The sequence below is a fragment of the Gammaproteobacteria bacterium genome, assembly GCA_009838035.1.
In the GTDB taxonomy this organism is placed as follows: Bacteria; Pseudomonadota; Gammaproteobacteria; order Steroidobacterales; family Foliamicaceae; genus Foliamicus.
In genome coordinates this window covers 1-25,729 of record VXSK01000009.1, presented here as the reverse complement: position 1 = coordinate 25,729, position 25,729 = coordinate 1, and the positions used below count along the sequence as shown (strand labels likewise).

36 protein-coding genes are annotated in these 25,729 nt (G+C 66.8%); 33 read left to right on the top strand and 3 right to left on the bottom strand.

What is annotated here, in order from left to right:
* Genes rplB through F4Y72_06625 form a run of 24 tightly spaced genes read left to right on the top strand, consistent with a single transcriptional unit; the run spans window position 1 to window position 11,529 of the window.
* A complete protein-coding gene (gene rplB, locus F4Y72_06740; GenBank protein MXZ27987.1) occupies window positions 1–828 on the top strand; it encodes a 50S ribosomal protein L2 in 828 nt (275 codons plus the stop codon).
* Window positions 828–1,103: a 30S ribosomal protein S19 gene (gene rpsS / locus F4Y72_06735; protein ID MXZ27986.1), complete on the top strand. Its 276-nt coding sequence runs from the start codon at window positions 828–830 to the stop codon at window positions 1,101–1,103. The genes rplB and rpsS overlap by 1 nt, the downstream gene beginning before the upstream one ends.
* A gap of 34 nt (window positions 1,104–1,137) precedes the next feature.
* Entirely contained in the window at window positions 1,138–1,506 is a 369-nt protein-coding gene (locus tag F4Y72_06730) for a 50S ribosomal protein L22 (protein MXZ27985.1), read from the top strand.
* A gap of 2 nt (window positions 1,507–1,508) precedes the next feature.
* A complete protein-coding gene (gene rpsC / locus F4Y72_06725; protein ID MXZ27984.1) occupies window positions 1,509–2,366 on the top strand; it encodes a 30S ribosomal protein S3 in 858 nt (285 codons plus the stop codon).
* Window positions 2,363–2,776 carry a 50S ribosomal protein L16 gene (gene rplP / locus F4Y72_06720; GenBank protein MXZ27983.1) on the top strand — a complete coding sequence of 138 codons (414 nt, stop codon included), beginning with the start codon at window positions 2,363–2,365 and terminating at the stop codon, window positions 2,774–2,776. The genes rpsC and rplP overlap by 4 nt, the downstream gene beginning before the upstream one ends.
* Window positions 2,773–2,961 carry a 50S ribosomal protein L29 gene (gene rpmC, locus F4Y72_06715; GenBank protein ID MXZ27982.1) on the top strand — a complete coding sequence of 63 codons (189 nt, stop codon included), beginning with the start codon at window positions 2,773–2,775 and terminating at the stop codon, window positions 2,959–2,961. The genes rplP and rpmC overlap by 4 nt, the downstream gene beginning before the upstream one ends.
* A complete protein-coding gene (gene rpsQ / locus F4Y72_06710; GenBank protein ID MXZ27981.1) occupies window positions 2,958–3,215 on the top strand; it encodes a 30S ribosomal protein S17 in 258 nt (85 codons plus the stop codon). The genes rpmC and rpsQ overlap by 4 nt, the downstream gene beginning before the upstream one ends.
* 16 nt (window positions 3,216–3,231) lie before the next feature.
* Window positions 3,232–3,600, top strand: a complete 369-nt coding sequence (rplN, locus tag F4Y72_06705) for a 50S ribosomal protein L14 (protein ID MXZ27980.1) — start codon at window positions 3,232–3,234, stop codon at window positions 3,598–3,600.
* Between the two features lie 4 nt (window positions 3,601–3,604).
* A complete protein-coding gene (gene rplX / locus F4Y72_06700) occupies window positions 3,605–3,925 on the top strand; it encodes a 50S ribosomal protein L24 (protein ID MXZ27979.1) in 321 nt (106 codons plus the stop codon).
* Window positions 3,922–4,461 (top strand): 50S ribosomal protein L5, encoded by a 540-nt coding sequence (gene rplE / locus F4Y72_06695; GenBank protein MXZ27978.1) that lies wholly within the window; start codon window positions 3,922–3,924, stop codon window positions 4,459–4,461. The genes rplX and rplE overlap by 4 nt, the downstream gene beginning before the upstream one ends.
* A gap of 4 nt (window positions 4,462–4,465) precedes the next feature.
* On the top strand, window positions 4,466–4,771 hold the full coding sequence (rpsN, locus tag F4Y72_06690) for a 30S ribosomal protein S14 (protein ID MXZ27977.1): 306 nt from the start codon (window positions 4,466–4,468) through the stop codon (window positions 4,769–4,771).
* Window positions 4,772–4,781: 10 nt separating this feature from the next.
* Window positions 4,782–5,180 carry a 30S ribosomal protein S8 gene (rpsH, locus tag F4Y72_06685; protein ID MXZ27976.1) on the top strand — a complete coding sequence of 133 codons (399 nt, stop codon included), beginning with the start codon at window positions 4,782–4,784 and terminating at the stop codon, window positions 5,178–5,180.
* 3 nt (window positions 5,181–5,183) lie between these two features.
* Entirely contained in the window at window positions 5,184–5,717 is a 534-nt protein-coding gene (rplF, locus tag F4Y72_06680) for a 50S ribosomal protein L6 (protein ID MXZ27975.1), read from the top strand.
* A 21-nt stretch (window positions 5,718–5,738) separates the two neighbouring features.
* The gene (rplR, locus tag F4Y72_06675) at window positions 5,739–6,086 is read left to right on the top strand and encodes a 50S ribosomal protein L18 (protein MXZ27974.1); all 348 of its coding nucleotides are present in this window, start codon (window positions 5,739–5,741) and stop codon (window positions 6,084–6,086) included.
* A gap of 15 nt (window positions 6,087–6,101) precedes the next feature.
* A complete protein-coding gene (locus tag F4Y72_06670) occupies window positions 6,102–6,602 on the top strand; it encodes a 30S ribosomal protein S5 (protein MXZ27973.1) in 501 nt (166 codons plus the stop codon).
* The gene (rpmD, locus tag F4Y72_06665; protein ID MXZ27972.1) at window positions 6,602–6,796 is read left to right on the top strand and encodes a 50S ribosomal protein L30; all 195 of its coding nucleotides are present in this window, start codon (window positions 6,602–6,604) and stop codon (window positions 6,794–6,796) included. The genes F4Y72_06670 and rpmD overlap by 1 nt, the downstream gene beginning before the upstream one ends.
* Complete coding sequence (gene rplO / locus F4Y72_06660; GenBank protein ID MXZ27971.1) at window positions 6,793–7,230, top strand: 50S ribosomal protein L15; 438 nt, start codon at window positions 6,793–6,795, stop codon at window positions 7,228–7,230. The genes rpmD and rplO overlap by 4 nt, the downstream gene beginning before the upstream one ends.
* Window positions 7,230–8,579, top strand: coding sequence for a preprotein translocase subunit SecY (secY, locus tag F4Y72_06655; protein MXZ27970.1), 1,350 nt, complete (start codon window positions 7,230–7,232; stop codon window positions 8,577–8,579). Before rplO ends, secY begins: the two co-directional genes overlap by 1 nt.
* Before the next feature lie 33 nt (window positions 8,580–8,612).
* Window positions 8,613–8,726 (top strand): 50S ribosomal protein L36, encoded by a 114-nt coding sequence (gene rpmJ / locus F4Y72_06650; protein ID MXZ27969.1) that lies wholly within the window; start codon window positions 8,613–8,615, stop codon window positions 8,724–8,726.
* A gap of 2 nt (window positions 8,727–8,728) precedes the next feature.
* Window positions 8,729–9,085: a 30S ribosomal protein S13 gene (gene rpsM, locus F4Y72_06645; protein MXZ27968.1), complete on the top strand. Its 357-nt coding sequence runs from the start codon at window positions 8,729–8,731 to the stop codon at window positions 9,083–9,085.
* 12 nt (window positions 9,086–9,097) lie between these two features.
* Complete coding sequence (gene rpsK, locus F4Y72_06640; protein ID MXZ27967.1) at window positions 9,098–9,484, top strand: 30S ribosomal protein S11; 387 nt, start codon at window positions 9,098–9,100, stop codon at window positions 9,482–9,484.
* A gap of 13 nt (window positions 9,485–9,497) precedes the next feature.
* Window positions 9,498–10,121: a 30S ribosomal protein S4 gene (rpsD, locus tag F4Y72_06635; protein ID MXZ27966.1), complete on the top strand. Its 624-nt coding sequence runs from the start codon at window positions 9,498–9,500 to the stop codon at window positions 10,119–10,121.
* Between the two features lie 16 nt (window positions 10,122–10,137).
* Window positions 10,138–11,133 carry a DNA-directed RNA polymerase subunit alpha gene (gene rpoA, locus F4Y72_06630; GenBank protein MXZ27965.1) on the top strand — a complete coding sequence of 332 codons (996 nt, stop codon included), beginning with the start codon at window positions 10,138–10,140 and terminating at the stop codon, window positions 11,131–11,133.
* Window positions 11,134–11,160: 27 nt separating this feature from the next.
* The gene (locus F4Y72_06625) at window positions 11,161–11,529 is read left to right on the top strand and encodes a 50S ribosomal protein L17 (protein ID MXZ27964.1); all 369 of its coding nucleotides are present in this window, start codon (window positions 11,161–11,163) and stop codon (window positions 11,527–11,529) included.
* Window positions 11,530–11,699: 170 nt separating this feature from the next.
* On the opposite strand, the gene F4Y72_06620 is transcribed toward F4Y72_06625, so the two are convergent.
* On the bottom strand, window positions 11,700–13,220 hold the full coding sequence (locus F4Y72_06620) for a DUF222 domain-containing protein (protein MXZ27963.1): 1,521 nt from the start codon (window positions 13,218–13,220) through the stop codon (window positions 11,700–11,702).
* Window positions 13,221–13,424: 204 nt separating this feature from the next.
* Between F4Y72_06620 and F4Y72_06615 the strand changes: the two genes are divergently transcribed.
* The 3 genes from F4Y72_06615 (at window position 13,425) to F4Y72_06605 (ending at window position 16,078) form a co-directional block, all read left to right on the top strand.
* Window positions 13,425–13,613 carry an AbrB/MazE/SpoVT family DNA-binding domain-containing protein gene (locus tag F4Y72_06615; protein MXZ27962.1) on the top strand — a complete coding sequence of 63 codons (189 nt, stop codon included), beginning with the start codon at window positions 13,425–13,427 and terminating at the stop codon, window positions 13,611–13,613.
* A 152-nt stretch (window positions 13,614–13,765) separates the two neighbouring features.
* Window positions 13,766–14,551, top strand: coding sequence for a hypothetical protein (locus tag F4Y72_06610; protein ID MXZ27961.1), 786 nt, complete (start codon window positions 13,766–13,768; stop codon window positions 14,549–14,551).
* A gap of 168 nt (window positions 14,552–14,719) precedes the next feature.
* Window positions 14,720–16,078, top strand: a complete 1,359-nt coding sequence (locus F4Y72_06605) for a sodium-dependent transporter (GenBank protein MXZ27960.1) — start codon at window positions 14,720–14,722, stop codon at window positions 16,076–16,078.
* A 15-nt stretch (window positions 16,079–16,093) separates the two neighbouring features.
* On the opposite strand, the gene F4Y72_06600 is transcribed toward F4Y72_06605, so the two are convergent.
* Together F4Y72_06600 and F4Y72_06595 are read right to left on the bottom strand one after the other, a co-directional pair.
* Window positions 16,094–16,297, bottom strand: a complete 204-nt coding sequence (locus F4Y72_06600) for a hypothetical protein (protein ID MXZ27959.1) — start codon at window positions 16,295–16,297, stop codon at window positions 16,094–16,096.
* A 134-nt stretch (window positions 16,298–16,431) separates the two neighbouring features.
* Complete coding sequence (locus F4Y72_06595; GenBank protein MXZ27958.1) at window positions 16,432–17,685, bottom strand: MBL fold metallo-hydrolase; 1,254 nt, start codon at window positions 17,683–17,685, stop codon at window positions 16,432–16,434.
* 71 nt (window positions 17,686–17,756) lie between these two features.
* Here F4Y72_06595 and F4Y72_06590 point away from each other — a divergent pair, with 71 nt between their 5' ends.
* From F4Y72_06590 to ychF, 6 genes are all read left to right on the top strand, one after another.
* Window positions 17,757–19,001, top strand: a complete 1,245-nt coding sequence (locus tag F4Y72_06590) for an efflux RND transporter periplasmic adaptor subunit (GenBank protein MXZ27957.1) — start codon at window positions 17,757–17,759, stop codon at window positions 18,999–19,001.
* Window positions 19,002–19,031: 30 nt separating this feature from the next.
* Window positions 19,032–22,163, top strand: a complete 3,132-nt coding sequence (locus F4Y72_06585) for an efflux RND transporter permease subunit (GenBank protein ID MXZ27956.1) — start codon at window positions 19,032–19,034, stop codon at window positions 22,161–22,163.
* Between the two features lie 107 nt (window positions 22,164–22,270).
* On the top strand, window positions 22,271–22,738 hold the full coding sequence (locus F4Y72_06580; protein MXZ27955.1) for a hypothetical protein: 468 nt from the start codon (window positions 22,271–22,273) through the stop codon (window positions 22,736–22,738).
* Between the two features lie 140 nt (window positions 22,739–22,878).
* Complete coding sequence (locus F4Y72_06575) at window positions 22,879–23,568, top strand: 50S ribosomal protein L25/general stress protein Ctc (protein ID MXZ27954.1); 690 nt, start codon at window positions 22,879–22,881, stop codon at window positions 23,566–23,568.
* Window positions 23,555–24,151 (top strand): aminoacyl-tRNA hydrolase, encoded by a 597-nt coding sequence (locus tag F4Y72_06570; protein ID MXZ27953.1) that lies wholly within the window; start codon window positions 23,555–23,557, stop codon window positions 24,149–24,151. Before F4Y72_06575 ends, F4Y72_06570 begins: the two co-directional genes overlap by 14 nt.
* The gene (gene ychF, locus F4Y72_06565) at window positions 24,094–25,191 is read left to right on the top strand and encodes a redox-regulated ATPase YchF (GenBank protein ID MXZ27952.1); all 1,098 of its coding nucleotides are present in this window, start codon (window positions 24,094–24,096) and stop codon (window positions 25,189–25,191) included. The genes F4Y72_06570 and ychF overlap by 58 nt, the downstream gene beginning before the upstream one ends.
* The last annotated feature ends 538 nt before the right edge of the window (window positions 25,192–25,729 follow it).

Below are 25,729 nucleotides of genomic sequence, written 5' to 3'. Positions count from 1 at the left end.
ATGGCGCTGAAACCACTCAATCCCACGTCGCCCGGACAGCGCTTCGCGGTGCGCGTGGTCACGCCCGAACTGCACAAGGGCGCGCCGTACCGGCCGCTCACCAAGCCGCTGCCCGGCCGCGGCGGACGCAACAACGCCGGGCGCATTACCACCCGGCACCGCGGCGGCGGGCACAAGCGCCATTACCGCGTGGTCGATTTCCGCCGCGACAAAGACGGCATCGCCGCGCGGGTCGAGCGGCTCGAGTACGACCCCAACCGCAGCGCCCACCTGGCGCTGCTGGTCTATGCCGACGGCGAGCGCCGCTACATCCTGGCGCCGAACGGCGTCAAGGCCGGCCAGCAGCTCATGTCCGGCCTGGAGGCGCCGATCCGGGTGGGCAATTGCCTGCCGTTGAGCCGGATTCCGCTGGGCACGCAGATCCACAACATCGAGATGAAGCCCGGCAAGGGCGGCCAGCTGGCCCGCGCCGCCGGGGCTTCCGCGCAGCTTCTGGCCCGCGAGGGGCCGCACGCCACGCTGCGTATGCGCTCCGGCGAAATGCGCAAGGTGCCGGTCGTCTGCCGCGCCACCATCGGCGAGGTGGGCAACGACCAGCACGGCCTGCGCAAGGACGGCAAGGCCGGCGTCAAGCGCTGGCGGGGCATCCGTCCCACGGTGCGCGGCGTGGCCATGAACCCGGTGGACCATCCGCACGGCGGCGGCGAGGGCCGCTCATCGGGCGGGCGCCACCCGGTCAGTCCCTGGGGCGTGCCCACCAAGGGCTACCGCACCCGCCGCCGCAAGGGCGTCGAGCGCATGATCGTGCGGCGCAGGAAGGGCAAGTGATGCCCCGCTCGCTTCGCAAGGGCCCGTTCGTGGACCTGCACCTGATGAAGAAGGTGCAGGTGGCCGCGGCCAACCGCAGCCCGCGCCCGATCAGGACATGGTCGCGCCGATCGATGATCGTGCCCGACATGGTGGGGCTCACCATCGCCGTGCACAACGGGCGCGACCATATCCCGATCCTGATTTCCGAGAACATGGTGGGCCACAAGCTCGGCGAGTTCGCGCCCACCCGCATTTTCCGCGCCCACTCGGGCGACCGCAAGGCCAAGGAATAGGGCTGACAGGCCCAAAGTCCCCCGGAGAATGACGATGGAAGTTTCCGCCCGCCTGCGCTACGCCCGCATCTCGACCCGCAAGACGCGGCTGGCCGCCGACATGATCCGCGGCCGCCACGTCGAGGAAGCCGCCAACGCCCTGGCGTTCACGCCCCGGCGCGCGGCGCAGCTCCTGGGCAAGGTGCTCAATTCCGCCATCGCCAACGCGCAGACCAATTTCGGCGCCGACATCGACGAACTGTATGTCAGCAAGGTCCTGGTGGACGAGGCCAAGCCCTTCCGCCGCTACCGGGCCCGGGCCCGCGGCCGCGGCGCGCGCATCCTCAAGCCGCAGACTCACGTCAGCCTGACCCTGTCCGATCAGCGCGGGTCGGGGTGGGACAGCGAGGAAGACGAGAGCTAGCCATGGGCCAGAAAGTCAATCCCATCGGCATCCGGCTGGGCATCTCCCGGCCGTGGTCGTCCACCTGGTACGCCGATTCGAAGAATTTCCCGGCGCTGGTCGAGTCCGACTACCGGATCCGCGAGATGCTGCGCAAGCGTCTCAAGGACGCCGCGGTCAGCCATATCGACATCGAGCGCCACCGCGAGAGCACCCAGATCCAGATCCACACGGCCCGCCCCGGCACCGTCATCGGCAAGAAGGGCGAGGACATCGAGCGGCTGAGGCGCGACCTCGCCAAGCTGATCGACACGCAGCTGCACCAGGTGCGGGTGAACATCAAGGAGATCAAGAAGCCCGAGCTCTACGCCCGGCTGGTGGCCGAGAACATCGCCTCGCAGCTCGAACGCCGCGTGATGTTCCGCCGCGCCATGCGCCGCGCGGTCAGCACCACGATGCGGCTCGGCGCGCTGGGCATCAAGGTCAAGGTGGCCGGGCGGCTGAACGGCGCCGAAATCGCGCGCTCGGAGTGGTACCGCGAGGGCCGCGTGCCGCTGCACACGTTCCGCGCCGACATCGATTACGGCCTGGCGGAAGCCTTCACCACCTACGGCGTTGTGGGCGTGAAGGTGTGGATTTACCGTGGCGAGAAGTCCTCGCCCACCGATACGGCCGGCGCCGCCGAGACGCCGACCGGCGCCGAGCCCAGGCCCGCGACGCCGGCAACGCCTGCTACCCCGGCCACGCCCGCGACACCGGCAACCCCCGCGGCTCCCGTGACTCCGGCAACGCCAGCGACTCCCGCGACGCCCGCAACCGCTGCCACGCCGGCAACCCCGGCTGCCCCTGAGACGCCCGAAACCCCGGTAACGCCGTCATGATGCAGCCCAAGCGCACCAAGTACCGCAAGATGCACAAGGGCCGCAACCGCGGCCTGGCCCAGCGCGGCAATTTCGTGGCCTTCGGCGAGTACGGCCTCAAGGCCACCACCCGCGGCCGCATCACCGCCCGCCAGATCGAGGCGGCGCGGCGCGCGCTGACCCGCCACGTGCGCCGTGGCGGCAAGGTCTGGATCCGCATCTTTCCGGACAAGCCCATCACCCAGAAGCCGCTGGAAGTGCGCCAGGGCAAGGGCAAGGGCAACGTCGAATACTGGGTTTCGCTGGTTCAGCCCGGCCGCATGCTCTACGAGATCGAGGGCGTGCCCGAGCCGCTGGCGCGCGAGGCCTTCCGGCTGGCTTCGTCGAAGCTGCCGGTCAATACCGCGTTCGTACACAGGCAACTGCAATGAAGGCTTCCGAAATCAGGGAACTGGACGCCGCCGGGCTCCGGCAGCGTCTTCTCGAACTGCGGCGCGAGCAGTTGCAGATGCGCCTGAGCCAGGCCACGGGGCAGGAGGCGCGCGTGCATCGCCACCGCCAGCTGCGCCGTGACATCGCCCGGGTGAAGACGGTAATGCGCGAGGCCGCATCATGAGCGCCTCGGAACGCATGGCGCGGGTCCTGCCAGGCGGGTCCGACAAGACCCGGCGGGTGGCCGTGGAGCGGCTCGTGAAGCACCCCATGTACGGCAAATACGTGCGGCGCACCACGCGCATGCTGATCCATGACGAAGACAACACTTCGCGCGAAGGCGACCTCGTCGCGATCGCCGAGGGACGCCCCGTGTCGCGCCGCAAGTCCTGGAGGCTGGTGCGCGTGCTTCGGCGCGCGGACGGGAGCAGCGACTGAGTGAGGATCCGCGGTCATGATTCAAGCCCAAACCGTATTGAGCGCGGCCGACAACTCCGGCGCGAGAAAGTTGCAGTGCATCAAGGTGCTGGGCGGGTCGCGCCGGCGCTATGCGCGCATCGGCGACGTGATCCGCGTGACCGTCAAGGACTCCGTGCCGCGCGGGCGCGTGCGCAAGGGCGAGCTGTATCACGCCGTGGTGGTGCGCACCCGCAGCGGAGTGCGGCGCCCCGACGGATCGCTGATCCGCTTCGACGGCAACGCCGCGGTGCTGCTGAACCCGCGCCTGGAACCGGTGGGCACGCGCATCTTCGGCCCCGTCACCCGCGAGCTGCGCTCCGCGCGCTTCATGAAGATCGTCTCCCTGGCCCCGGAGGTGCTGTAGCGTCATGAAGCGTTTGAAGACAGGCGACGAAGTGATCGTCACCACGGGCCGCAACCGCGGCGCGCGGGGCGTCGTCACGCGCCTGGTCGGCGAGGACCGCGTGTTGATCGAGAACGTGAACCTGGTGCACAAGCACCGCAAGCCCAACCCGCAGCAGAACCTGCCCGGCGGCATCGTCGAGGAAGAGCGTCCGCTGCACGTCTCCAACGTGGCGCTCTACAACTCCGTCACCGAGAAAGGCGGGCGAACCGGCATCAAGACGCTGGCCGACGGTCAGCGCGTGCGCTACTTCAAGAGCGACGGCGAGGTCATCGACACCGTATGAACGCGCTCGAACAGTCCTACCGCACCGAAATGGCGCCGCGCCTGGTGGAGCGGCTGAACCTGGGCAATCCCATGCAGGCGCCGAAGCTCGCCAAGATCACGCTCAACATGGGCGTGGGCGAGGGGATCTCCGATCGCGGCGCGGTCAAGAAGGCCGCCGAGGACCTGACCCTGATCGCGGGCCAGCGCGCCGTGATCACCCACGCGCGCCGTTCGGTCGCCGCGTTCAAGGTGCGCGAAGGCTACCCCCTGGGCTGCAAGGTCACGCTGCGCCGCTCGCGGATGTACGACTTCGTCGAGCGCCTGGTGAACGTGGCCATCCCGCGGATCCGGGACTTCCGGGGGCTGAACCCCAGGTCCTTCGACGGTCGCGGCAACTACAGCATCGGCGTGACCGAGCAGATCATCTTCCCCGAAATCAACTACGACAACATCGACGTCATCCGCGGCCTCGACATCGCCATCACCACGACGGCGGTGAACGACGAACAGGGCCGCGCCCTGCTCGATGAGTTCAAGTTTCCCTTCAAGAGGTAAGCGCATGGCCAAGAAGAGCATGGTGGAACGCGAGAAGAAGCGCCGGCGCATGGTGGAGCGCTACCGCGAGCGCCGGACCGAGCTCAAGCGCATCATCGCCGACCGCTCCACGAGCCCGGACGATCTGGCCAAAGCGCTCGAGGCGCTGCAGCGCCTGCCGCGCGACTCCAGCCCGGTGCGCCTGCGCAACCGCTGCGCGATTACCGGCCGGCCGCGCGGCTATTTCAAGAAGTTCGGCCTGAGCCGCAACAAGCTGCGCGAGGAAACGATGTTCGGCAACATCCCCGGCGTGAGCAAGGCGTCCTGGTAGGAGTGTCGGCATGAGCATGCAAGACCCGATCTCCGACATGCTGACGCGCATCCGCAACGCGCAGGCGGCGCTGCACGACAACGTGTCCATGCCCGGCTCGACGATCAAGGAGTCCATCGCGCGCGTGCTTCAGTCGGAGGGCTATATCGAGGGCTACGAGGCCACCGGCGAACCGGGGCCCGAGCGCACGCTGCGCATCGAGCTCAAGTACGAGCAGGGCGAGCCCGTCATCCGCCGGCTCGAGCGCGCCTCGCGGCCGGGCTTGAGAGTCTATCGCGGCGCCGACGATCTGCCGCGCGTAATGGGCGGCCTTGGCGTGGCCGTGATCTCCACTTCCAAGGGCGTGATGAGCGACCGCGAGTCGCGCGCGGCGAGGCAGGGCGGCGAAGTGCTCTGCGTCGTGAGCTGAACCATGTCCCGTCTGGCCAAACGACCGATTCCCGTCCCCGACGGCGTCACCGCCAGTCTGGCCAACGGCACGCTGACCGCGAAGGGTTCCAGGGGCGAGGATTCGATGACCGTGCACAGCGAGATCAAAATGAAGCTCGACGACGGCGCGGTGGTCGTGGCCCCGCGTTCCGGTTCGCGCCTGGCGCGCAGCATGACCGGCACCACCTGCGCCCTCGTGCGCAACCTGTTCACCGGCGTCAGCCAGGGGTTCGAGCGCCGCCTGCAGCTCGTCGGCACCGGCTACCGCGCCGAGGCCAAAGGCAGCACGCTGGCCCTGCAACTGGGCTTCTCGCACCCTATCGAATACAAGGTGTCGGACAAGGTGTCGGTAAAGACGCCCTCGCAGACCGAGATCGTGCTCGAATCGATCAACCGCCAGCTCGTCGGCCAGACGGCCGCCGAAATCCGCGCCCTGCGTCCGCCCGAACCCTACAAGGGCAAAGGCGTGCGCTACCGGGGCGAGCAACTGAGGCTCAAGGAAGCCAAGAAGAAGTAGGCGGGGTGTAGCGTCATGGCCATCGACAAGAGGATCGCCCGCGCCCGGCGCGCCCGCAAGACGCGCGCGCGGATCGCGCGGCTGGGAGCGCCGAGGCTCAGCGTGCATCGCACGCCCCGGCACATCTACGCCCAGCTCATCGAGCCCGGCGGCGGCAAGGTGCTGGCCTCGGCTTCGACGCTCAAGCTGCGCGGGGACGTGAAGAACACCGGCAACGTGGAAGCCGCCAAGGCCGTGGGCAAGCAGCTTGCCGAGCAGGCCGTCGAGGCCGGCTTCAAGAGCGTCGCCTTCGACCGCTCGGGCTTCCGGTATCACGGGCGGATCAAGGCACTGGCCGACGCCGCGCGCAAGGCCGGGCTCAAGTTTTAGCGAGAAACGCGAGTTATGGCGAACAACAACGAATCCCGCGAAGACCTGCTCGAGAAGCTGGTGCACGTCAACCGCGTGGCCAAGGTGGTCAAGGGCGGCCGGCAGTTCGGCTTCACCGCGCTGACCGTGGTCGGCGACGGCGCCGGGCAGGTCGGCTTCGGCCACAGCAAGGCCCGCGAAGTACCGCTGGCGATCCAGAAGTCGCTGGCCCAGGCGCGCGTCGAGATGAAGTCCGTGAAGCTCAAGCGCGGCACGCTGCACTACGCGATGACCGGGCGCCACGGCGCCACCAAGGTGTACATGCAGCCGGCCGCCGAAGGCACCGGCATCATCGCCGGCGGCGCGATGCGCGCCGTATTCGAATGTTGCGGCGTTCGCAACGTGCTGGCCAAGTCGTACGGCTCGCGCAACCCGATCAACGTGGTGCGCGCCACCGTGCGGGCGCTGCACGAGGCCCGCTCGCCGGGCCAGGTCGCGCGGACCCGCGGCAAGTCCGTCAAGGAGATCGTTGCGTGATGGCCAAGGCTGAAAAGCAAGTGCGGATCACGCTCAAGCGCAGCCTGCACGGGCGACTGCGCAAGCACCAGGCCTGCGTGCGCGGCCTGGGTTTGAGGCGCATCCGCCAGACCGTGACCGTGCCCGCCACGCCCGAGAACCTCGGCATGGCGCGCAAGGTCGGGTACATGCTCGACGTCGAGGAGCTCGACTGATGCTCAACTCGCTCGGGCAACCCGGCGGTCGCAAGCACCGCAAGCGCGTGGGCCGCGGCGCATCCGCCGGCGGCGGCAAGACCTGCGGCCGCGGCCACAAGGGCCAGGGCTCGCGCTCGGGCTCCGGCGTCATGCGCGGGTTCGAGGGCGGCCAGATGCCGCTGCAGCGGCGCCTGCCCAAGGTGGGCTTCGCTTCGCGCACCGCGCGCTACACGGCCCGCGTGCGCACCAGCGAGATCGCCGGACTGGGCGAGAAGACCGTTGACCTGGCGCTGCTCAAGGACCGCGGCCTGGCGCGCTTCGACGCGCGCGCCGCGAAAGTGTTCCTGAGCGGAGAGGTCAAGAAGCCGGTGAAGCTCGTGGGCATCGCCGCGACGGCCGGGGCTCGCAAAGCCATCGAGGACGCCGGCGGTTCCATCGAGGAGCTCAGCTGATGGCCAGGCGCGGACAGGCCGGCACGTTCAACCCCGCCGCGGCGCTCGGCGAGGCCACGCGCTTCGGCGACCTGCGCAAGCGCCTGCTGTTCCTGGCCGGCGCGCTGGTCGTCTATCGCATCGGCGCGTTCATCCCGCTGCCCGGCATCGACCCGAACGCGCTCGCCCAGTTCTTCCAGCAGCAGGAAGGCACGATCCTGAGCATGATGAACATGTTCTCCGGCGGCGCGCTGGAGCGGATGTCGATCTTCGCGCTCGGCATCATGCCCTACATTTCCGCGTCGATCATCATGCAGCTTGCCGGAGTGGTCGTGCCCACGCTCGCCCAGCTCCGCAAGGAAGGCGAGTCCGGCCGCCGCCAGATCGTCAAGTACACCCGCTATTTCACCGTGATCCTGGCCGCCTTCCAGTCGATGGCCATGTCGGTGGCGCTGCAGGGCCAGGGCGTGGTCATCAACCCGGGCCCCAGCTTCGTGATGACTGCGGCCATCACGCTCACCACCGGCACCGTGTTCCTGATGTGGCTGGGCGAGCAGATCACCGAGCGCGGCATCGGCAACGGCATTTCCATAATCATCCTGGCCAGCATCCTGGCCGGGCTGCCGTCGGCCTTCGGCGGCACCCTGCAACTGGTCAGCACCGGCGAGCTGAACGGCGCCTTCGCGCTGATCCTGATGCTGCTGATCCTGGCCGTGATCGCCTTCGTGGTGTTCGTGGAGCGCGCCCAGCGGCGCATCCCGGTCAACTACGCCAAGCGCATGCAGGGCCGGCGCATGTATGCCGGCCAGTCCAGCCACCTGCCGTTCAAGCTCAACATGTCGGGCGTGATCCCGCCGATTTTCGCCAGTAGCATCATCCTGTTCCCGGCCACGCTGGCCTCCTGGTTCGGCCAGGCCGAGGGCTTCAGCTGGCTGCAGACGCTGGGCGCGCGGCTGGCGCCGGGCCAGCCCATCTACGTGATGATGTACGGCGCGCTGATCATGTTCTTCGCGTTCTTCTACACCGCGCTGGTGTTCAATGCGCGCGACACCGCCGAGAACCTGCAGCGCTCGGGGGCATTCATTCCCGGCATCCGCCCCGGCCAGCAGACCGCCAACTACATCGACCGGGTGCTGACCCGGATTACGCTGTGGGGCGGCATCTACATCACCGGCGTGTGCCTGATGCCCGAGTTGCTGATCATGCAGTGGCAGGTGCCGTTCTATTTCGGCGGCACCTCGCTGCTCATCATGGTGGTGGTCACCATGGATTTCCTGGCCCAGTTGCAGGCGCACATGATGTCGCACCAGTACGAGGGCCTGATGAAGAAAGCCAATCTCGGCTCGTACGGGCGCAGGGGCCCGCGCTGAGGGCCGGGCTGACGGGTTGAAGGAGATGCAAGCATGAAAGTACGCGCATCGGTAAAGAAGATCTGCCGCAACTGCAAGATCGTGCGGCGCAAGGGCGTGCTCCGGGTCCTGTGCACGGACCCGCGGCACAAGCAAAGGCAGGGCTGAGCATGGCGCGCATATCCGGCATCAATGTGCCCGTCTACAAGCACGTGCGGGTGGCGCTCACGCACATCTTCGGGATCGGCCCCGCCCGCGCCCTGGAGATCTGCCAGCTCTCGAACGTGCAGCCCGACGTGCAGGTCAAGGACCTGGACGAGCCCGCGATCGAACGCATCCGCTCCAGCGTGGCCCGCTACCAGCTCGAAGGCGACCTGCGGCGCGAGAACTCCATGAACGTCAAGCGGCTGATGGACCTGGGCTGCTACCGCGGACTGCGCCACCGGCGCGGGCTGCCGGTGCGCGGCCAGCGCAGCCGCACCAACGCGCGCACCCGCAAGGGTCCGCGCCGGCCCATCCGCAAGTAGGGGGTTATCGAGATGGCAAAACCCAAACCCCGTAAGAAAGCGGCCAGGCGCCATGTCGTGGACGGCATCGCGCACATCCACGCGTCGTTCAACAACACAATCATCACGATCACCGACCCGCAGGGCAACGCGCTGTCCTGGGCCACCTCCGGCGGCTCGGGCTTCCGCGGTTCGCGCAAGTCCACGCCGTTCGCCGCCCAGGTGGCGGCCGAGCGCGCCGCCAACCGCGCCCGCGAGATGGGCATGGCAAACCTGCAGGTCCGGGTGCGCGGCCCCGGCCCCGGGCGCGAGTCCGCGGTCCGGGCGCTCAACGCCGCCGGTTTCCGCATCACCCACATCGAGGATGTCACCCCCATCCCGCACAACGGCTGCCGCGCCCCCAAGCGGCGCCGCGTTTAGGGAGGCGCCAGGCATGGCCCGTTACACCGGACCCGTATGCAAGCTCTCGCGGCGCGAGGGCACCGACCTGCTGCTCAAGAGCCGGGTGCGCTCGCTCGAGGAGAAGTGCCGGCACGACCGCGTGCCCGGCGCGCGCAGCACCCAGCGTCCCGGGCGCATCTCCGATTACGGCCTGCAGCTTCGCGAGAAGCAGAAGCTGAGGCGCATGTACGGCGTGCTCGAGCGGCAGTTCCGCAACTACTACAAGCGCGCCGCGCGCCAGAAGGGCTCCACCGGCGATAACCTCCTGAGGCTGCTGGAAGGCCGCCTGGACAACATCGTCTATCGCCTGGGATTCGGCGCCACCCGGCCCGAGGCCCGGCAACTCGTCACGCACCGCGGAATCCAGGTCAACGGCCGCGCGGTCAACATCCCGTCCTACCAGGTCAAGGCGGGCGACGTCGTTGCCGTGCATCCGCGCGCGAAGGAGCAGCTCAGGATTCAGAACGCCCTGGAGATCGCCCGCCAGCTCGGCTTCCCCGAGTGGCTGGAGGTGGATCCGAAAGCGCTTTCAGGCACGGTCAAGAGCCTGCCGGAGCGTGAGGAGATCCTGCCCGACATTAACGAAAGCCTGGTTGTAGAGCTTTATTCCAAGTAGCAGGAGTGCAAGCGCCATGGACCAATCAGTACATACCTTCCTGAAGCCCCGCATCGTTCGCGTTGAGGAGCGCGGCCACCCGAACCGCGCCCGCATCACGATAGAGCCGCTGGAGCGCGGCTTCGGCCACACGCTGGGCAACGCGTTGCGCCGCCTGCTGCTGTCGAGCATGCCGGGCGCCGCCATCATCGAGGCCGAGATCCAGAACGAGGTGCTGCATGAATACAGCTCCATCGAGGGGGTCAAGGAAGACGTGGTGGAGATCCTGCTGAACCTCAAGGACGTGGCCGTGCGCATGCACGCGCGCGCCAGCGCCGAGCTGATGCTGGTGAAGAAGGGGCCGGGCCAGGTCACGGCCGGCGACATCGCCACCGACCATGACGTCGAGGTGGTCAACCCGGACCAGCACATCGCCACGTTGACTTCCGGCGTGGAGCTGAGCATGCGCCTGACCGTGGCCACCGGCCGCGGCTACCGCCCCGCCACGCGCATGGCCGAGGTCACCGAGGGCAGCGTCACGATGGGCCGGCTGCAGCTCGACGCTTCGTTCAGCCCGGTCCGGCGCGTCAGCTACGACGTCGAGGCCGCGCGCGTGGAGCGCCGCACCGACCTCGACCGCCTGATCGTGGAGCTGGAGACCAACGGCGCCATCGATCCGGGCGACGCCGTGCGCCGCGCCGGCGAAATCCTGCGCGACCAGCTCACCGTGTTCGTGGACCTTGCGCCGAGCGAGAACGTCGGCCTGATGGGCATCGACCCGCAACTGCGCCAGCTCTACATGTCGCCGATCGAGGACCTGCAGCTCAACGCCCGCTCGGTGAACTGCCTGAAGGCCGAGAACATCCACTTCGTGGGCGACCTCGTGCAGAAGACCGACGCCGAACTGCTGCGCACGCCCAACCTCGGCAAGCGCTCCCTGACGGAAATCCAGGAGAAGCTGGGCGAGCGGGGTCTGGAGCTGGGCTCCGAGCTGCCCGAGTGGCCGCCGGCGGGCCTGAAGACCGCCGCCTAGCCGTTCGTCCGAGCGAGAGGTTCCGTCATGCGACACCGCAAGTCCGGCCGCAGCCTGGGACGCACCAGCGACCACCGCCGCGCCATGTTCCGCAACATGGCCGCCTCGCTGATCGAGCACGAGAGCATCACCACCACCGTCCCCAAGGCCAAGGAGCTGAGGCGCGTGGTGGAACCCCTGATCACGCTGGCTGGCGAAGACGGCGTGGCGAGGAGGCGCCTCGCGTTCAACCGCCTGCGCAGCAAAAAGGCCGTCGGCAAACTGTTCGACGACCTCGGCCCCCGCTTCAAGGAACGCCCCGGCGGCTACCTGAGCATCCTCAAAAAAGGCCACCGCCCCGGCGACGCCGCCCCCATGGCCGTCGTCCGCCTGGTAGAAGACGCAAGCCCCGAATAGCCCCCAGGTCGCTTCGACCACCCTTGGAGCAAGCCCAGGGTCCAGGCCGTCCCGCCCTCCCCGGGGAGCGGCCCTGGGCCAGAAGCCGTCCCGACATCCATTAGAGCCATCGCTGCGGCCAAGTCGCCCCGCCCTCCCTCGGAGCAAACTCCGGGCGGGAGGCCGCCCCGTCAAGTATGGCCCGCCTCCCGGCATAGCCCGTCGATCGCGATGTCGTAGTCCATACGCTCTCCGCGCCAGCGGCAACGTGCGGTTCCGGCGTCGATGGTATGCCCGCGGGCTCGATTGAAAGCCTCCAGCTGCTCCGCGCCGCCAGCTGCGCAGAAGTTTCCGGGCTTGGCGCAAGTGTTTCCGGACCCTGCGCAAGTGTTTCCGGACTTGGCACAAGTGTTTCCGCGGAAACACCCCCCGTGTAGCTTGCCAGCCGGAGGGATCACCCCACCATCCGGGCGCGTGAACCAAATCTCGCCCTCGTCCACGCGAACGCCATAACCCCCCTCATGCACCAGCCGGTGATGAAACGAACACAAGGTCACGAGATTGCCCAGGTTGGTCTCACCGCCATCGGCCCAATGCTTGATGTGATGGGCGTGCACATAACGGGAACGGTCGCAGCCCGGAAAGCGGCAGCCACCGTCGCGAACGCGCAATGCGCGCCGGATCGCCGGCGGCACGGCGCGCGTCCTGCGCCCAACCGCCAACGGCTCGCCCTGCGCGCCTTCCACCACGCCCACCAGGGCGCCGTCGCAACCCAACCGCCGCGCCGTCTCAACCGCCACAGGACGGCCGTTGTCCAATTCCGCACCGCTGCTCTCGGGCACGTCACACAAGGCGTCGTGCGCGATATGCACGACGACTTCGTGTGCGCCGGCGCTGGAACCCGAACCACTCCCGGCCAGAAACTGCTGAACCATGTGCTCGAAGGCATCCGCACGCCGCTGACCGAAGCCTGGTGAAGGTGTTTCCGCGGAAACATCTTCGCGGACCGGAATCGGAGGCTCGGTCTTCACCGCCTCCTCGCTCCGCTCTTCCAGCTGCGCTTGTGCCGCGTCCAACGCCTTGAACAGCAACTCGCCCACCTCCGGCGTCAGGCGGGCCTGCAGCGTCACGCCGCCATCGGCCTCCCGCCAGCACAACAGGTGGCGCTGATCGTGAAGGGCTTCGGCTTCGTCACGTTCAAGATCACGCTTGACCCGCCGAAAACCCCGCACCGTGCGCTCCACGTGCGCCGCCGTGCCATTTAAGGCAATGTGCAGCAAGGTGTCTTCCGTCTCCGCCGTCGCCACCCGCGTGAGCGCACGCACTTTCGAATACGAAAGGCGGCCCTCGCCGAAGGCCGCCGAGATCTTCGGCAGCGATTCCAGGGCCCTTGCCGTGCGCACCTTCTCGGTCGCCGCCACCCGGCCGATGCCGCATTGCCAGCCCAGCCATTGGGCGCAACTCGCCATGCCGTGCTGGGCCCAGCCTTCCATGCGGTCGAACTCCGCGACCAACTCCAGGAATCGCGCGGTGGCCGCGTTGATGTTCCCCCACAACTCCATGATCTGCACCTCAAGTGCGCCGAGCGCCTTTTCCTTGCGCTGCCACTCGGCCCTACGCACATCGGCGTCCGGAGAAGGGTAAACAGCGTCTGCCGGGAGAGGCTCGGCATCGCGAACAGGGGCGTGGGAAGGAGTGTGATGAAGGTCCATTTCGGGGCTCCGTGTCAATCCGTTGATGAGCCTGAACTATAGCATGATTCACCAATGGAATCAACCTTTTAAACTACTTTTATTTGCCCTGATCGTGCACAATAAAACCGCGCGTTCGCAGCCGGACAGGATGTGCTGCGCATGACTTCCCCGCCCAACTCTGTTGTGCTACATATAGGCTGTATCCAGCAGCGGAGAACCGGCTTGCCCATTGAATCCGAATTCGAGAACAACCGCACTCAGGCAGTTCAAGTGCGCAAGAAGGAACCCGACCGTATTCGATTGCCCGCAGGCCACGCGTGGGACAGTTTCTTTATGGAAGGCGCGGGAGCGAGCGAAGATTTCATGACAAACCGCGCCGAGCAGCAGCAGCCGGACCGAGAGCCGCTCTAGCGCATCAAACACGATCATTGCCGTCCTGCGCGAAGCGGGCGCAACCAACTGACCCGTCCCGACTTTGCGCAGGTGTTTCCGCGGAAACATCTCTCGTGCGCCCATGCCGCCCGCGCCGCCTAGTGAGGCTCTCTTGCCGTTAGTATTTCCGGATGCGGCATCGGGGAGTTGTAGGAATCAGTCTGGCCCTGGTCGCCTGCGTGGTTCTTCCTGCATGTCAATCGCAGGTTCTGACGACAGTCGTGCCTGCGTCGCCGATTCTGAATTGCGGAACCTGGAATACGTACGAGTTCTTCAGTGCGGCCACTTCCGCAGACGTAGAGCGATGTCTGGAGGAGGGAGCAAACCCGAACGCAAGAGACGAGCGCAACGCCGCGCCTCTGCACAGGGCCGAGAGCGCAGCTGTCGTAAGCGTCCTGGTGAAAGCCGGCGCTGATGTGGCTGCGGTTGATGACCGGGGACGGACGCCCCTGCATCGGCGCACCGCTTTGGACGCTATCGAAACGCTGCTTCAAAACGGCGCGGACGTGAACGCGCGCGACCACCGTGGGCGCACGCCCCTGCACGACGCATTGAGCTTCGAGCACGTGGAGTTGTTGGCGAGCGCCGGAGCTGAACTGGAGGCCAGGACCGATTCCGGGGAAACGCCTTTGCACCGGGCGTCCGGCAGTTCCTCGTATATCCGTATTGTTCCGCAGGGCAGCAGAATCCTTCGGTCGCCGAGTGTTTCGTCAGAGGCATGGCCAACTGTCCAGGAATCGCTTATTGCCCTGGGAGCGGACGTGAAGGCAAGAGACAAGTGGGGCAATACGCCGCTGGAACTGGCCCTTGAAACTCGGGATTACCTCCTTGACCTGGACAATCCGAGCATGGAACTCATTGAAGGCGTGAAGGGTGCTATCGCCACCTTGCGCGCCGCCGTTGGCGCCGGGGAATAGCTTCCCGCCCTGCGCGAAGCGGGCGCAATCGACTGACCCCTCACGACTTTGCGCAGGTGTTTCCGCGGAAACATCTCCTGCGCGCCCGCACCCCACCCCCTTGCGTGCGGGGCGTGTGGCATGATGCGGGCGGATTTCAGAAGTGACAGGTAGCGCATGACGCAGAACATGAAACAGAACACTTCCGCCCGGCGTTGGAGTTCGGGGCGTACTTTTTTGCTTGCCTCGGTCGGGGGCGCGATCGGGCTGGGGAATATCTGGCGTTTTCCGTACATCATGGGGGAGAATGGGGGCGGCGCTTTCGTGTTCGTTTACCTGGTCGCCGCTTTTCTGGTGGCGGTGCCCATCCTGTCGGTGGAGGTCGCAATCGGGCGCCACGGGCGCGCCAGTCCGTTCACGGCCATGGCCAACGTGTCCACCGAGAGCGGCCGCTGGGCGGCGTGGGGGCTGGTGGGCGGCATGGGCCTTCTGACCGGCTACCTGATCATGAGCTTCTACAGCGTGATCGCCGGCAGCACAATCGACTACCTGTTCCTGGCGGCGGGCGGCGCGTTCAAGGGGCTGACGCGGGAATCCGCCGAGGCGCTGAACGCCGGCCTCAACGAAAACCCTCTAAGGCTGGGCGCCTGGCACACGCTGTTCATGCTTGCGAGTTGCCTGATCGTGGGCCGGAACGTCCGCCGCGGCATCGAGGCGGCGGTGCGGCTGTTGATGCCGTTGCTTTTCCTGCTGCTGCTGGCCGTGATCGCCTACGCGCTGATCGAAGGGGACGCCGCCGCGGGCCTCAACTTCATGTTCGATTTCCGCTTCGAGCAGCTCACCGCGGCCTCCGCGCTGGAGGCCATCAGCCACGCCTTCTTCTCGATCGGCGTGGCCATGGGGCTGATGATGATGTACGGGGCCTTCGCGCCGCGCGAGGTCTCGCTTCCGCAGACCTGCGTGGGCATTACGATCGCCGACACCGGCGTGGCGGTGCTGGCCGGCATCGCGATCTTCCCGCTGGTGTTCGCCAACGGGCTGGAGCCCGGCTCCGGCCCCTCGCTGGTGTTCCTGACGCTGCCGATCGCCTTCGGGGGCATGCCCGGCGGGACCATCTTCGGCTCGATCTTCTTCCTGCTGCTGGGGTTCGCGGCGCTGACCTCGGCCATCGCGCTGATGGAAGCCGCGGTGACGCTGGTGCAGGAACGCCTGCAACTCGGCCGCTGGGCGGCGACCTTGTCGGTGGGCGTCACGCTGTGGGGGCTGGGTTGGCTGACGGTGCTTTCGTTCGGCGAAGGCGCGGAGTGGAACGTCGTTGCCGGCAAGAACCCCTTCGAACTGATCGACTACCTCACGGCCACGATCATGATGCCGCTGGGCGGCGCGCTGATGGCGCTGTTCGCCGGCTGGCAGATGAAGCGCTCGCTCCTGCTCGGCGAACTGGGCTGGCAGCCCGGCAAGCTGTTCACACTATGGCTGGCGCTGTTGCGGTGGGTCGCCCCCGCCGCCATCCTCATCATCATGTACAACGCCCTGTTCGGCGGCTGAAAACCCCCGGGAGCTTTACGACTGCGCCTGATCGCCGGCGCCCGGATACGGCGCGCGCCAGCCATCCAGCCAACCTTCGATTCTTGCGATCCTCTGCTCCAGGGAAGAAAACCGGGAACTTACACCGTTGAGATCCCGGTGCAGGTCCCTCCAGGCGAAGCCGATGCTTCCGAGAATGGTGATGCCCATGCCCAATATGGCGACCAGTTCGTTCGTCATTCCGTTGTCCTCCGCCCTGTTGGGCGCCAGTGAAACGAGTCTAGCACTCCCCCAAGTCAACGCGAAGCAAAAATGGCGCCCGTTTGCGTGGATTTATGCTATCCCGCCTGACCCGGCGCGCCCTCGCTACCAGGCTATTGCTGGGCGGCGAGGCGTTTGGCGGCCTGGCGGCGGTGGTAGCCGATCCAGCTTCGGGCGTTGAAGTTCTTTTCGTTGCGGCCGAGCTCGGTCAGCAGCGACACGCGCACGGCCAGCGCGCCCGGGTGGTTCGGGTCCACCGCCAGCGCCGCGTTGGCCATGTTCAGGCTCAGCACCAGGTCGCCTTCGTCTTCCAGCTCCTCGGCGCGCGCAACGACCGCATCGACGCCGCCTGCCAGCTCCACCAGCTCACGGGTCTTCACGTCGGGCGATTCCGAGAGCAGCGTGGCGGGCTCGCCGTCGAACCAGCCCGCGTAGCCGTGGTAGATGCCGCGCACGCTCCAGGCCACGCCGCCATACGATTCGTCGATTTCGAACCGCTCCGGCAGCTTGACCTCGTTCATGACGGTAAAGACGCCCTTGCCCTCGTTGAGCCCGCGCACGGTCGCATCATGGACGTACTCGATCGCGTCGCGGTAGTCGCCCAGCTTCGACTGGATTTCGTCGGTCCCCACCAGCGGCGGCGCGTGCGCCACCAGCACCAGTTCCGGGTCCAGCGCGAGCACGATGTCGATGGAATTGACGTAATCCAGCGCGAACCGGGGCGGGGCGCCCCGCAACGCGGCGATGTTCGGGAAACTGCTGTAGTAGTTGTCGCCGATGAACGCCGCCTTCAGCTCCGGGATCCACACCGTCGCGTGGTCCCAGGTTTCTCCCGGCGTGTGCATCATCTTGAACGTCAGCCCGCCGAACTCGAACTCGTACTTGTCGTCGAACAGTATCGTGGTCGGGATCTCCGCGGCGAAATTGCCCTTCGACTTCACCTCCCTGGGCGGGGCGAGGAACTGGCCTTCGTTCCGGTGCTGAAAGAAGCCCGCGAGCCGTTCGCGATAGTGCATGTATTCCACGAACCGCCTCTGCGCGATGACCTCGGTGTCTTCTTCCTTCCACAGGTGCACGCCGCCCACGTGGTCCTCGTGCGCGTGGGTAAGAAGGATGTACTTCACCGGCGCCGAACTCATCTCCCGCAGCACCTGGTAGTGGCGCGGCGCGGAATCCCGCGTGGTCGTGTCGATCACCACGTTCCCATCGGGGGTGACGACCAGAAAGGTGCGGCTCATGTCGGTGGCCATGTAGATCTGGTCGGTGACCTTGACGCCCTTGACGGTGCGCGCCATGGCGTCGCCGCCGGCCAGGATGAAAAGCGCCAGCATGAGACCACCGCAAAGGTTTCGAAACGGTGTGACCATGGTCTGTCCTCCGGTGCGCCCCAAGAGATATATCGTATAGTAAGATTCCAGGAAGGAGGGATGAGGGCAGGATGCCCTGGTCCAGTGGGGAAAAGGCGTCCGGTTTCGGCGGGACGCTACAATGGGGGGAGGGTCAAATCCGCTTTGGCGGACAACCCGAATTGTTTCCTCGCACCATGTCCCTTTCCCGGCCCCAAAACGCCCTTCGAACAAACGCCGCCGCAGCCAAGCTGACGGCACTCGCGGCGCTCGCGCTGCTGCTTGCGGGCTGCGGGGGAGACGACACGGCCAATAACATGGCGCGATTCGGCGGCGGGCCGCCGCCGGTGGTCACGGAAGCCGTGCTGCTGGGCGACATCACCGACAAATACACGGCGCTGGCCACCGCGCGCGCCAACGAAGCCATCGACGTTACGCCGCGCATTTCCAGCGTGGTCGCCGTCATCCACTTCGAGGAAGGCCAGAGCGTCAACTCAGGCGAGGTGCTGGTGGAACTCGACAGCCGCGAGATTCGCGCCGACCTCGACCTGGCGGAGGCCAACCTGAGGGAGCGGCGCAGCCGCTTCGGGCGCCTGGAAACGCTGGCCGCCAGCCAGGTGGTGTCCGAAGTGGAACTGGAGGAAATCCAGGCGCAGCTCCAGGTGGCCGAGGCCCAGGTGAATTCGGCCCGCGCCCGCCTCGAGGACACCATCATCCGCGCGCCATTCTCCGGCGAGGTGGGCTTGAGAAGGGTCAGCGTGGGCGGCCTCGTGCAGCCCGCCACCGTAATCACCACGCTCGACGACACGGCCGTGATGAAGCTTGAGTTTTCGGTGCCCGAGGAATACCTCTCGGTGATGCGCGAGGGCCTGGCCATCGAGGCGAACGCGGCGGCCTGGCCGGACCGCGCCTTCACCGGCACGGTCACGAGCGTGGACAGCCGCGTGGACCCCATGACCCGTTCGCTGGCGGTAGTGGCCCTGATGCCCAACGAGGACCGGGCGCTCAAGCCCGGCATGTTCCTGCAGGTGGACATTTCAAGGCGTCGCGAGAACGTGGTGCTGGCGCCCGAGGGGGCCCTGGTGCCTCGCCAGGGGCGCCAGTTCGTCTATGTGGTGGACGAGGGCCGCGCCGAGGAGCGCCAGGTGACGCTGGGCTCGCGCCGCCCCGGCCAGGTGGAAATCATCAACGGCCTTGAGCCCGGCGAACAGATCGTTACGCAGGGCGTGCAGCGGATCCGCGACGGACTGCCGGTGCGCATGGCCGGCGCCCCCACCGGACCGCCCACCGGGGGCAGCGCCGCCGGCGCGCGCACGCCCGCGGGTCCGCGCCAGTGACGCACGCCCGCACCTAGCCGACCCCGGCCCATGCTGATTTCCGATATTTCCGTGCGCCGCCCGGTGCTGGCCGCCGTGATCAGCCTGGTGCTGCTGATTCTCGGCCTGCTGGCGGGCAGCACGCTGTCGGTGCGCGAGTACCCCGACGTGCAGCCGCCGGTGGTGTCCATCGACACGCGCTACACCGGCGCGTCCGGCGACGTGATCGAACGCCGCATCACCCAGGTGCTCGAGGACGAGGTGGCCGGCCTGGAAGGCATGGTGAAGATGACCTCGCGCAGCCAGGACGAGCGCTCCAGCATCACGATGGAATTCGACCTCGACCGCGATATCGACGGTGCCGCCAACGACGTGCGCGAGCGCGTCTCGCGGGTGCTGCGCGCTCTACCGCAGGAGGCCGATCCGCCGCAGATCACCAAGCAGGACAACATGATGGACGCCACGATGTACGTGGACGTGTCCAGCGACACCCGCTCGGTTATGGACGTGACCGACTACGCCGAGCGCAATCTCGTGGACCGCCTCGGCGTGGTGGACGGCGTGGCCTCGGTACGCCTGAGCGGCGGTCGCCGCCCCGCCATGCGCGTGTGGCTGGACCGCGACGCCCTGGCCGCCCGCGGTCTCACCGTGCAGGACGTGGAGAACACGCTGCGGCGCGAGAACGTGGAGCTTCCGGCCGGCCGCATCGAGTCGGTGGACCGCGAATTCACGCTGCGCGCGGTGACCCGCCTGGACACGCCGGAAGACTTCGGCGCTCTGGTGATCGGGCGCGGCGCCTCGGGCCGCTTCGTGCGCCTCAACGAAGTCGCGGACGTGCGCCTTGAGCCGGAGGACACGCGTTCCATCGCCCGCTCCAACAAGCAGGCCGGCGTGAGCCTGGGGATCGTGCCGCAGGCCCAGGCCAACATCGTGGCCGTCAACCAGGCCGTGATCGATGAAGTCGACCGCCTGCAGTCCACGCTTCCCGACGACATCAACATGGACGTGAACGTGGACTTCTCCGAGTTCGTGGGCAAGTCCATGATCGAAGTGATCAAGGCGCTGTTCATCGCCCTGGGCGTGGTGCTGATGGTGATGCTGCTGTTCCTCAACTCCTGGCGCGCCACCATCATTCCCGGACTCACGATCCCGGTATCCATCATCGCCGCGGCGATGGTCATGGCGGTGCTGGGCTACACGATCAACACGCTCACCCTGCTGGCGGCCGTGCTGGCCATTGGCCTGGTGGTGGACGATGCCGTCGTGGTGCTGGAGAACATCGTGCGCCATCGCGAGCAGGGGAGCCCGCCGCTGCTGGCGGCCATCGACGGCAGCCGCCAGATCGGCTTCGCAGTGATCGCCACAACAGTGGTGCTGGTGTCGGTGTTCCTGCCGGTGGCGCTGGCGCCCGGGCGCATCGGCGTGCTGTTCGGCGAATTCGGCATTGCGCTGGCGTCGGCCGTGGTCTTTTCCTCGCTGGTGGCGCTCACCCTGGTGCCCATGATGTGCTCGCGGATGATGCGATCGCAGGCGCAGGTCACCTCGTCCGAACGCGGCCGCAAGCGCGGTCAGGCCTTCCGCGCCCTGGCCGGCGCCTACCGTTCCGGCATGACCCGCGCCCTGCGCGCGCCGTGGATGGCGCTGGTGCTGGTGGCGCTGGTGTCGGCCGGCGGCTGGTACCTGTTCGAACAGCTGCCCCAGGAATACGCGCCGCTGGAAGACCGCGGCATGATGATCGTAATGGTGCAGGGCCCCGAAGGCGCCAGCTTCGACTACATGGACGATCAGATCTCGCAGATCGAAGACATCGCGATACGCCAGGTGGAAGCCGGCGAGGCGCGCCGCACCATCATCCGCACCGGAGGCTGGGGCGCCGGCAGCGACATTACCGCGGCCTTCATGTACATGCCGCTGGAGTCGCACGACGAGCGCCGCTTTACCGCAATGGAGATTGCCGGGCAGATGCGCGGGCCGATGGCCGAGCTGCCGGGCGTGCGCGCGATGGTTTTCCTGCCGCCCAGCCTCAACATGGGCGGCGGCCGCGAGCTGCAGGTGGTGCTGCGCGGCAATGAATACGAGCAGATCGCCCAGTGGCGCGACCGGGTGCTGGACCGGGTGCGCGAGAACCCGCAAATCCTGGGCATGACCTCGGATTACTACGAGGCCCAGCCGCAGATCAAGGTGGGCGTGGACCGCGCCCGCGCCACCGACCTGGGCGTGTCGCTGCGCGAGGTGGGCGAGACGCTGCAGACCATGCTGGGTTCGCGCCGCGTCACCACCTTCATCGACCGCGGCGAGGAATACAACGTGGTGCTGCAGGCCTCCGAGGAGGACCGGGTGACGCCGCAGGACCTCAACAACATCTACGTGCGCTCGGTATCCGGCGACCTGGTGCCCCTGGCCAGCCTGGTGCGGCTGGAGGAAAGCTCGGGTCCGCGCCAGTTCCAGCGCTTCAACCGCCAGCGTTCCATCAAGCTGTCCGCCAACCTCGTGCCCGGCTACTCGCTGGGCGAGGCCCTGAACTTCATGAACACGGTTATCGCCGAGGAAGTGCAGGACGAATCACTGAGCATCGATTACGACGGCGAGTCGCGCGAATACGTGGAATCCGGCGGCCAGATCTACTTCAGTTTCCTGCTGGCGCTGCTGATCTGCTTTTTGGTGCTGGCGGCGCAGTTCGAGAGTTTCATCCACCCGTTCATCATCCTGCTCACGGTGCCGCTGGCGCTGGCCGGCGGCATGCTGGGCCTGAACGTCGTGGGAGGCACGCTGAACGTGTTCAGCCTCACCGGCTGCATCATGCTGATCGGCCTGGCGGCCAAGAACGGCATCCTGATCGTGGAGTTCTCCAACCAGCTCCGCGACCGCGGCATGCCGGTGGTTCAGGCGGTGCTCGAAGGCGCCACCACCCGGCTGCGCCCGGTGCTGATGACCAGCATGTGCACGGTGGGCGGCACCATCCCGCTGATCGTCAGCGACGGCCCCGGTTCCGCGGCCCGGCGGACGCTGGGCGTGGTGGTGCTGGGCGGCGTGCTCGTTTCGGTGGTGCTTACCTTGTACATAGTGCCCTGCGTCTACGCCATGCTCGCCGGCCGCACCCGCCCCGCCAGCACCGTGACGCGCGCCGTGCAGGCGCTGCGCAAGCGCCACCCCACCACCGCCGCCGCCTCCACCGCTCCATAGGAGGGCGCCCCGCGCTTTCGCTTGACACCACGATCCCGTCTCGGCTAAAACCAAGCGGGAAGGATCGACCGCAGTGGTTTGTCCAGCGAGTATTCAAGGAGGAAAAAATGTCTGAAGTAACTTTCGACACGCATGCCGAAATACGGAAATTGGAACGGGCCGGCTGCCCGACAACGCAGGCGGAGGCGATGGTGGATCTGGTAAGCAGGGCGCCGCTCAACATCCAGATGGTCAAAGCCCTGGAACGGCTTTCGTTTCAGGTTGAGACGAACATGGCGACCAAGGCCGACATCGCGGAATTGCGCGCCGAAACAAAGGCCGACATCGCGGAATTGCGCGCCGAAACAAGGTCCGGCATCGCGGACTTGCGCGCCGAAACAAGGTCCGGTATCGCGGACGTGCGCACGGAAACGAAGGCCGATTTTGCGCGGCTGGAAGGCCAAATCGCGACCTCACGTAAGGAAAGAAAGGCTGACATCGAGGAATTGCGCGCCGATATTTTTCGAGCGCTCTGGATTCAGGGCGCCTCGCTGGCTGCGCTTATCCTTGCTTTCGCAGCAGTGGCGCTCCGCTAAAAGACTCTCCTGGAAAGTGTTTCCGCGGAAACATTTCCCGGTGCCGCATTCCGGCGCGGCATTCCAGCAGCGCGGGGCGCGGCCGGGACGTTCCGTCGGTGTCGCTCGCGGGCGTGCGATGGAGTAAAATCGCGCGCGCCATGGCCACCATGATCGATCTCGAAGGCGAGCTTCGCGACGAACGCGGCAAGCGTTCGGCGCGCCGCGCGCGCCGCGAAGGTAAAGCGCCGGCGGTGCTGTACGGCGCCGGGCGTCCCGCGCGCATGCTGTCGTTCTCGTCCGAGATCCTGAATCGGCGGCTCGAGGACCCCACTTTCCGCTCGCGGGTGCTGAACATCCGCGTGGGCGACAAGTCGCAGCCGGCCATCGTCAAGGACGTGCAGCGCCATCCGTCCCGCAACGCGGTGCTGCACATCGACCTGCAGCGGGTCCGCGACGAGGAGACCATCCGCATGGGCGTGCCCATCACCCTGCTGAACGTCGAGGCGTCGCCGGGCGTAAAGATGGGCGGCAGCGTATCCCACCTGCTGAACGAACTGCACATCATCTGCCTGCCGAAGGACCTGCCGGAGCAGATCGAAGTGGACCTGGCCGAGGTGGAGCTGGACGAAATGCTGCACCTGTCCGACCTCGACATTCCGGAAGGCGTGGCGGTGAACGAGCGCATTCACGGCGCCACCGACCACCCGGTGGTTTCCATCGCCCTGCGCCGCGTCGCCGAGGTGGACGAACCGGACGAAGACGAAGAGCTGCTCGACGAAGAGGCCGAGGCCGCCGAGGGCGAGGGCGAAGAGGCGCCGGCCGAAGAGGAATCCTCTGGAGAGGGCTGAAGCCCCGCCCGAACTGGTCTTCGGCCTGGGCAATCCGGGGCCCGATCACGCTCACGACCGGCACAACGCCGGCTTTCGATTCATCGACCTGCTTGCCGAGCGCCACAAGGCGCCGGCTTTCTCCGGAGACAAGCGCGCCCAGGCCGCCGCCGCCCGCATCGACATCGAAGGCGCGCGGGTGATGCTGATCAAGCCGCTGGCCTGGATGAACTCGAGCGGCCAGGTCGTGCGCGGCGTCCTCGATTATTTCAAGCTGGCGTCGACGGCCGCCCTCATCGTCCACGACGACCTCGACCTGCCTCCCGGCGCGGCGCGGCTCAAGTCCGGCGGCGGCCATGGCGGCCACAACGGCCTGCGCGACGTGATCCGCCACTGCGGACCCGACTTCCAGCGCCTGCGCCTGGGAGTAGGGCACCCCGGCGACAAGGACCGCGTTACTCCTTATGTACTGTCGAAACCCACGGCCGCCGAGAGCAAAGCCATCGAAGAAGCCATGCAGGACGCCCTCGAAGCCTTCGACACCCTATATATAAAAGGAATGCAGGCTGCCATGACCCAACTCCACACCGAACCCCCCGAGTGAAAGCCGCGATCATCGGGCTGCCCAACGTGGGCAAGTCCACGCTCTTCAACGCCCTGGCCGCCGCCGAAGTCCCCACCGAGAACCGGCCCTTCTGCACGATCGACCCGAACGTCGCGCGCGTGCCCATCCCCGATCCGCGGCTCGACGCGGTCGCGCAGGCCGCCGGCATGCAGCGCATCGTCCAGGCCACGCTCGAACTAGTGGACGTGGCCGGCCTGGTGCAGGGCGCGTCGCGCGGCGAGGGGCTGGGCAACCGCTTTCTCGCCCAGGTGCGCGAGGCCGACGCCGCCGTGCACGTGCTTCGCTGCTTCGAATCCGGCCGCATAACGCACGTAACCGGCGCCGTCGATCCCGTCGATGACGCCGAAACCGTGAACACCGAACTGGCGCTAGCGGACCTCGCAACAATAGAGCGCGCCCTGGACTCCGCCCGCCGCCGCGCCAAGTCCGGCGATCCGGACCTCAAAAAGCGCGTGGAAGAACTGGAAGCGGTCCACAAACATCTGGCTGAGGGAAGCGCCCACGAACGTGCAACGCTCGCCCTCCCGGACACCCAGCTACTCACCGCGATACCCACGCTCTACGCCCTCAACGTCGCCGAAGAACACCTCGCAGAAGGCGGCCCGGCCGACCAGGCCGAGCAATATGCCGCACAACACAACTCAACCACCGTTCGCGTCACCGCGCAGCTCGAATCGGAGCTCGCCGCGATGCCGCAAGAAGAGCAGCAGGACCTGCGCAAAGGCCTCGGCCTCCCGCACGAAACCCTCCAGCGCTTCATGCAGGCGCTGCGCACCCTTCTGAACCTCAACACCTTCTTCACCGCGGGCCCCTCCGAGGCCCGCGCCTGGCTTATCCCGCAAGGCCAAACCGCCCACCACGCCGCGGGCCGCGTACACACCGATTTTCAGCAGCGCTTCGTGCGCGCCGAAGTCACGCCCTGGCAGGCCTTCACCCGCACCCCGCAGGCCCGGCCCGACCTCAAGGGGCGCGATTACACAGTCCGCGACGGCGACGTGCTTCGATTCCGGGCGGGTTGAAACTTCTTGATGAAAATAATGACTTGCGCGGTTTTTTTAGTGTAGAATCATGCCAACCAAGCAGAGTGATCATTGGAAAACCCTTAAGGAATTCCGTTGATCGAGGGGAAATGCAACGCCTACTCTCTCAAGTGACTGGTTAGTCGGGTGAAGCGATCAGCCGGTCAGAACAATTTGAGAGCCCCGTTCCGGGGAAGAGGCGATTCACCTATACATACCGAGATTGTGTGCTCTATAATTTGCACAATGCACTTGTTTGACAGGATGCAAAGTTATACTATTGCGCCAACAGGCCGGGGAGGGCTCCGCCAGTTGACGTATGCCCGGGAGGGCTCATTGGATCAACCAACCGAACTTGCTCGTTAAGGAGGCAGGCTCATGTCTAAATCAGCAACCGTAATTGAACTCCTGCAGGCACGCCTGGAAAGGGCGATACGCCGGCGCCGGGAGAATCCGTCGCGTGCGGACATTCTTGTGATCCCCGCGTTGGCGCTCGCGCTGGACGCCTGCGGAGGCGGCGGGTCGCAGAGGCCTACTC

Coding starts and splice junctions, on each gene's coding strand:
- rplB (MXZ27987.1), top strand. CDS start 1: ATGGCGCTGAAACCACTCAATCCCACGTCGCCCGGACAGCGCTTCGCG.
- rpsS (MXZ27986.1), top strand. CDS start 828: ATGCCCCGCTCGCTTCGCAAGGGCCCGTTCGTGGACCTGCACCTGATG.
- F4Y72_06730 (MXZ27985.1), top strand. CDS start 1,138: ATGGAAGTTTCCGCCCGCCTGCGCTACGCCCGCATCTCGACCCGCAAG.
- rpsC (MXZ27984.1), top strand. CDS start 1,509: ATGGGCCAGAAAGTCAATCCCATCGGCATCCGGCTGGGCATCTCCCGG.
- rplP (MXZ27983.1), top strand. CDS start 2,363: ATGATGCAGCCCAAGCGCACCAAGTACCGCAAGATGCACAAGGGCCGC.
- rpmC (MXZ27982.1), top strand. CDS start 2,773: ATGAAGGCTTCCGAAATCAGGGAACTGGACGCCGCCGGGCTCCGGCAG.
- rpsQ (MXZ27981.1), top strand. CDS start 2,958: ATGAGCGCCTCGGAACGCATGGCGCGGGTCCTGCCAGGCGGGTCCGAC.
- rplN (MXZ27980.1), top strand. CDS start 3,232: ATGATTCAAGCCCAAACCGTATTGAGCGCGGCCGACAACTCCGGCGCG.
- rplX (MXZ27979.1), top strand. CDS start 3,605: ATGAAGCGTTTGAAGACAGGCGACGAAGTGATCGTCACCACGGGCCGC.
- rplE (MXZ27978.1), top strand. CDS start 3,922: ATGAACGCGCTCGAACAGTCCTACCGCACCGAAATGGCGCCGCGCCTG.
- rpsN (MXZ27977.1), top strand. CDS start 4,466: ATGGCCAAGAAGAGCATGGTGGAACGCGAGAAGAAGCGCCGGCGCATG.
- rpsH (MXZ27976.1), top strand. CDS start 4,782: ATGAGCATGCAAGACCCGATCTCCGACATGCTGACGCGCATCCGCAAC.
- rplF (MXZ27975.1), top strand. CDS start 5,184: ATGTCCCGTCTGGCCAAACGACCGATTCCCGTCCCCGACGGCGTCACC.
- F4Y72_06670 (MXZ27973.1), top strand. CDS start 6,102: ATGGCGAACAACAACGAATCCCGCGAAGACCTGCTCGAGAAGCTGGTG.
- rpmD (MXZ27972.1), top strand. CDS start 6,602: ATGGCCAAGGCTGAAAAGCAAGTGCGGATCACGCTCAAGCGCAGCCTG.
- secY (MXZ27970.1), top strand. CDS start 7,230: ATGGCCAGGCGCGGACAGGCCGGCACGTTCAACCCCGCCGCGGCGCTC.
- rpmJ (MXZ27969.1), top strand. CDS start 8,613: ATGAAAGTACGCGCATCGGTAAAGAAGATCTGCCGCAACTGCAAGATC.
- rpsM (MXZ27968.1), top strand. CDS start 8,729: ATGGCGCGCATATCCGGCATCAATGTGCCCGTCTACAAGCACGTGCGG.
- rpsK (MXZ27967.1), top strand. CDS start 9,098: ATGGCAAAACCCAAACCCCGTAAGAAAGCGGCCAGGCGCCATGTCGTG.
- rpsD (MXZ27966.1), top strand. CDS start 9,498: ATGGCCCGTTACACCGGACCCGTATGCAAGCTCTCGCGGCGCGAGGGC.
- rpoA (MXZ27965.1), top strand. CDS start 10,138: ATGGACCAATCAGTACATACCTTCCTGAAGCCCCGCATCGTTCGCGTT.
- F4Y72_06625 (MXZ27964.1), top strand. CDS start 11,161: ATGCGACACCGCAAGTCCGGCCGCAGCCTGGGACGCACCAGCGACCAC.
- F4Y72_06620 (MXZ27963.1), bottom strand. CDS start 13,220: ATGGACCTTCATCACACTCCTTCCCACGCCCCTGTTCGCGATGCCGAG.
- F4Y72_06610 (MXZ27961.1), top strand. CDS start 13,766: ATGCGGCATCGGGGAGTTGTAGGAATCAGTCTGGCCCTGGTCGCCTGC.
- F4Y72_06605 (MXZ27960.1), top strand. CDS start 14,720: ATGAAACAGAACACTTCCGCCCGGCGTTGGAGTTCGGGGCGTACTTTT.
- F4Y72_06600 (MXZ27959.1), bottom strand. CDS start 16,297: ATGACGAACGAACTGGTCGCCATATTGGGCATGGGCATCACCATTCTC.
- F4Y72_06595 (MXZ27958.1), bottom strand. CDS start 17,685: ATGGTCACACCGTTTCGAAACCTTTGCGGTGGTCTCATGCTGGCGCTT.
- F4Y72_06590 (MXZ27957.1), top strand. CDS start 17,757: ATGCCCTGGTCCAGTGGGGAAAAGGCGTCCGGTTTCGGCGGGACGCTA.
- F4Y72_06585 (MXZ27956.1), top strand. CDS start 19,032: ATGCTGATTTCCGATATTTCCGTGCGCCGCCCGGTGCTGGCCGCCGTG.
- F4Y72_06580 (MXZ27955.1), top strand. CDS start 22,271: ATGTCTGAAGTAACTTTCGACACGCATGCCGAAATACGGAAATTGGAA.
- F4Y72_06575 (MXZ27954.1), top strand. CDS start 22,879: ATGGCCACCATGATCGATCTCGAAGGCGAGCTTCGCGACGAACGCGGC.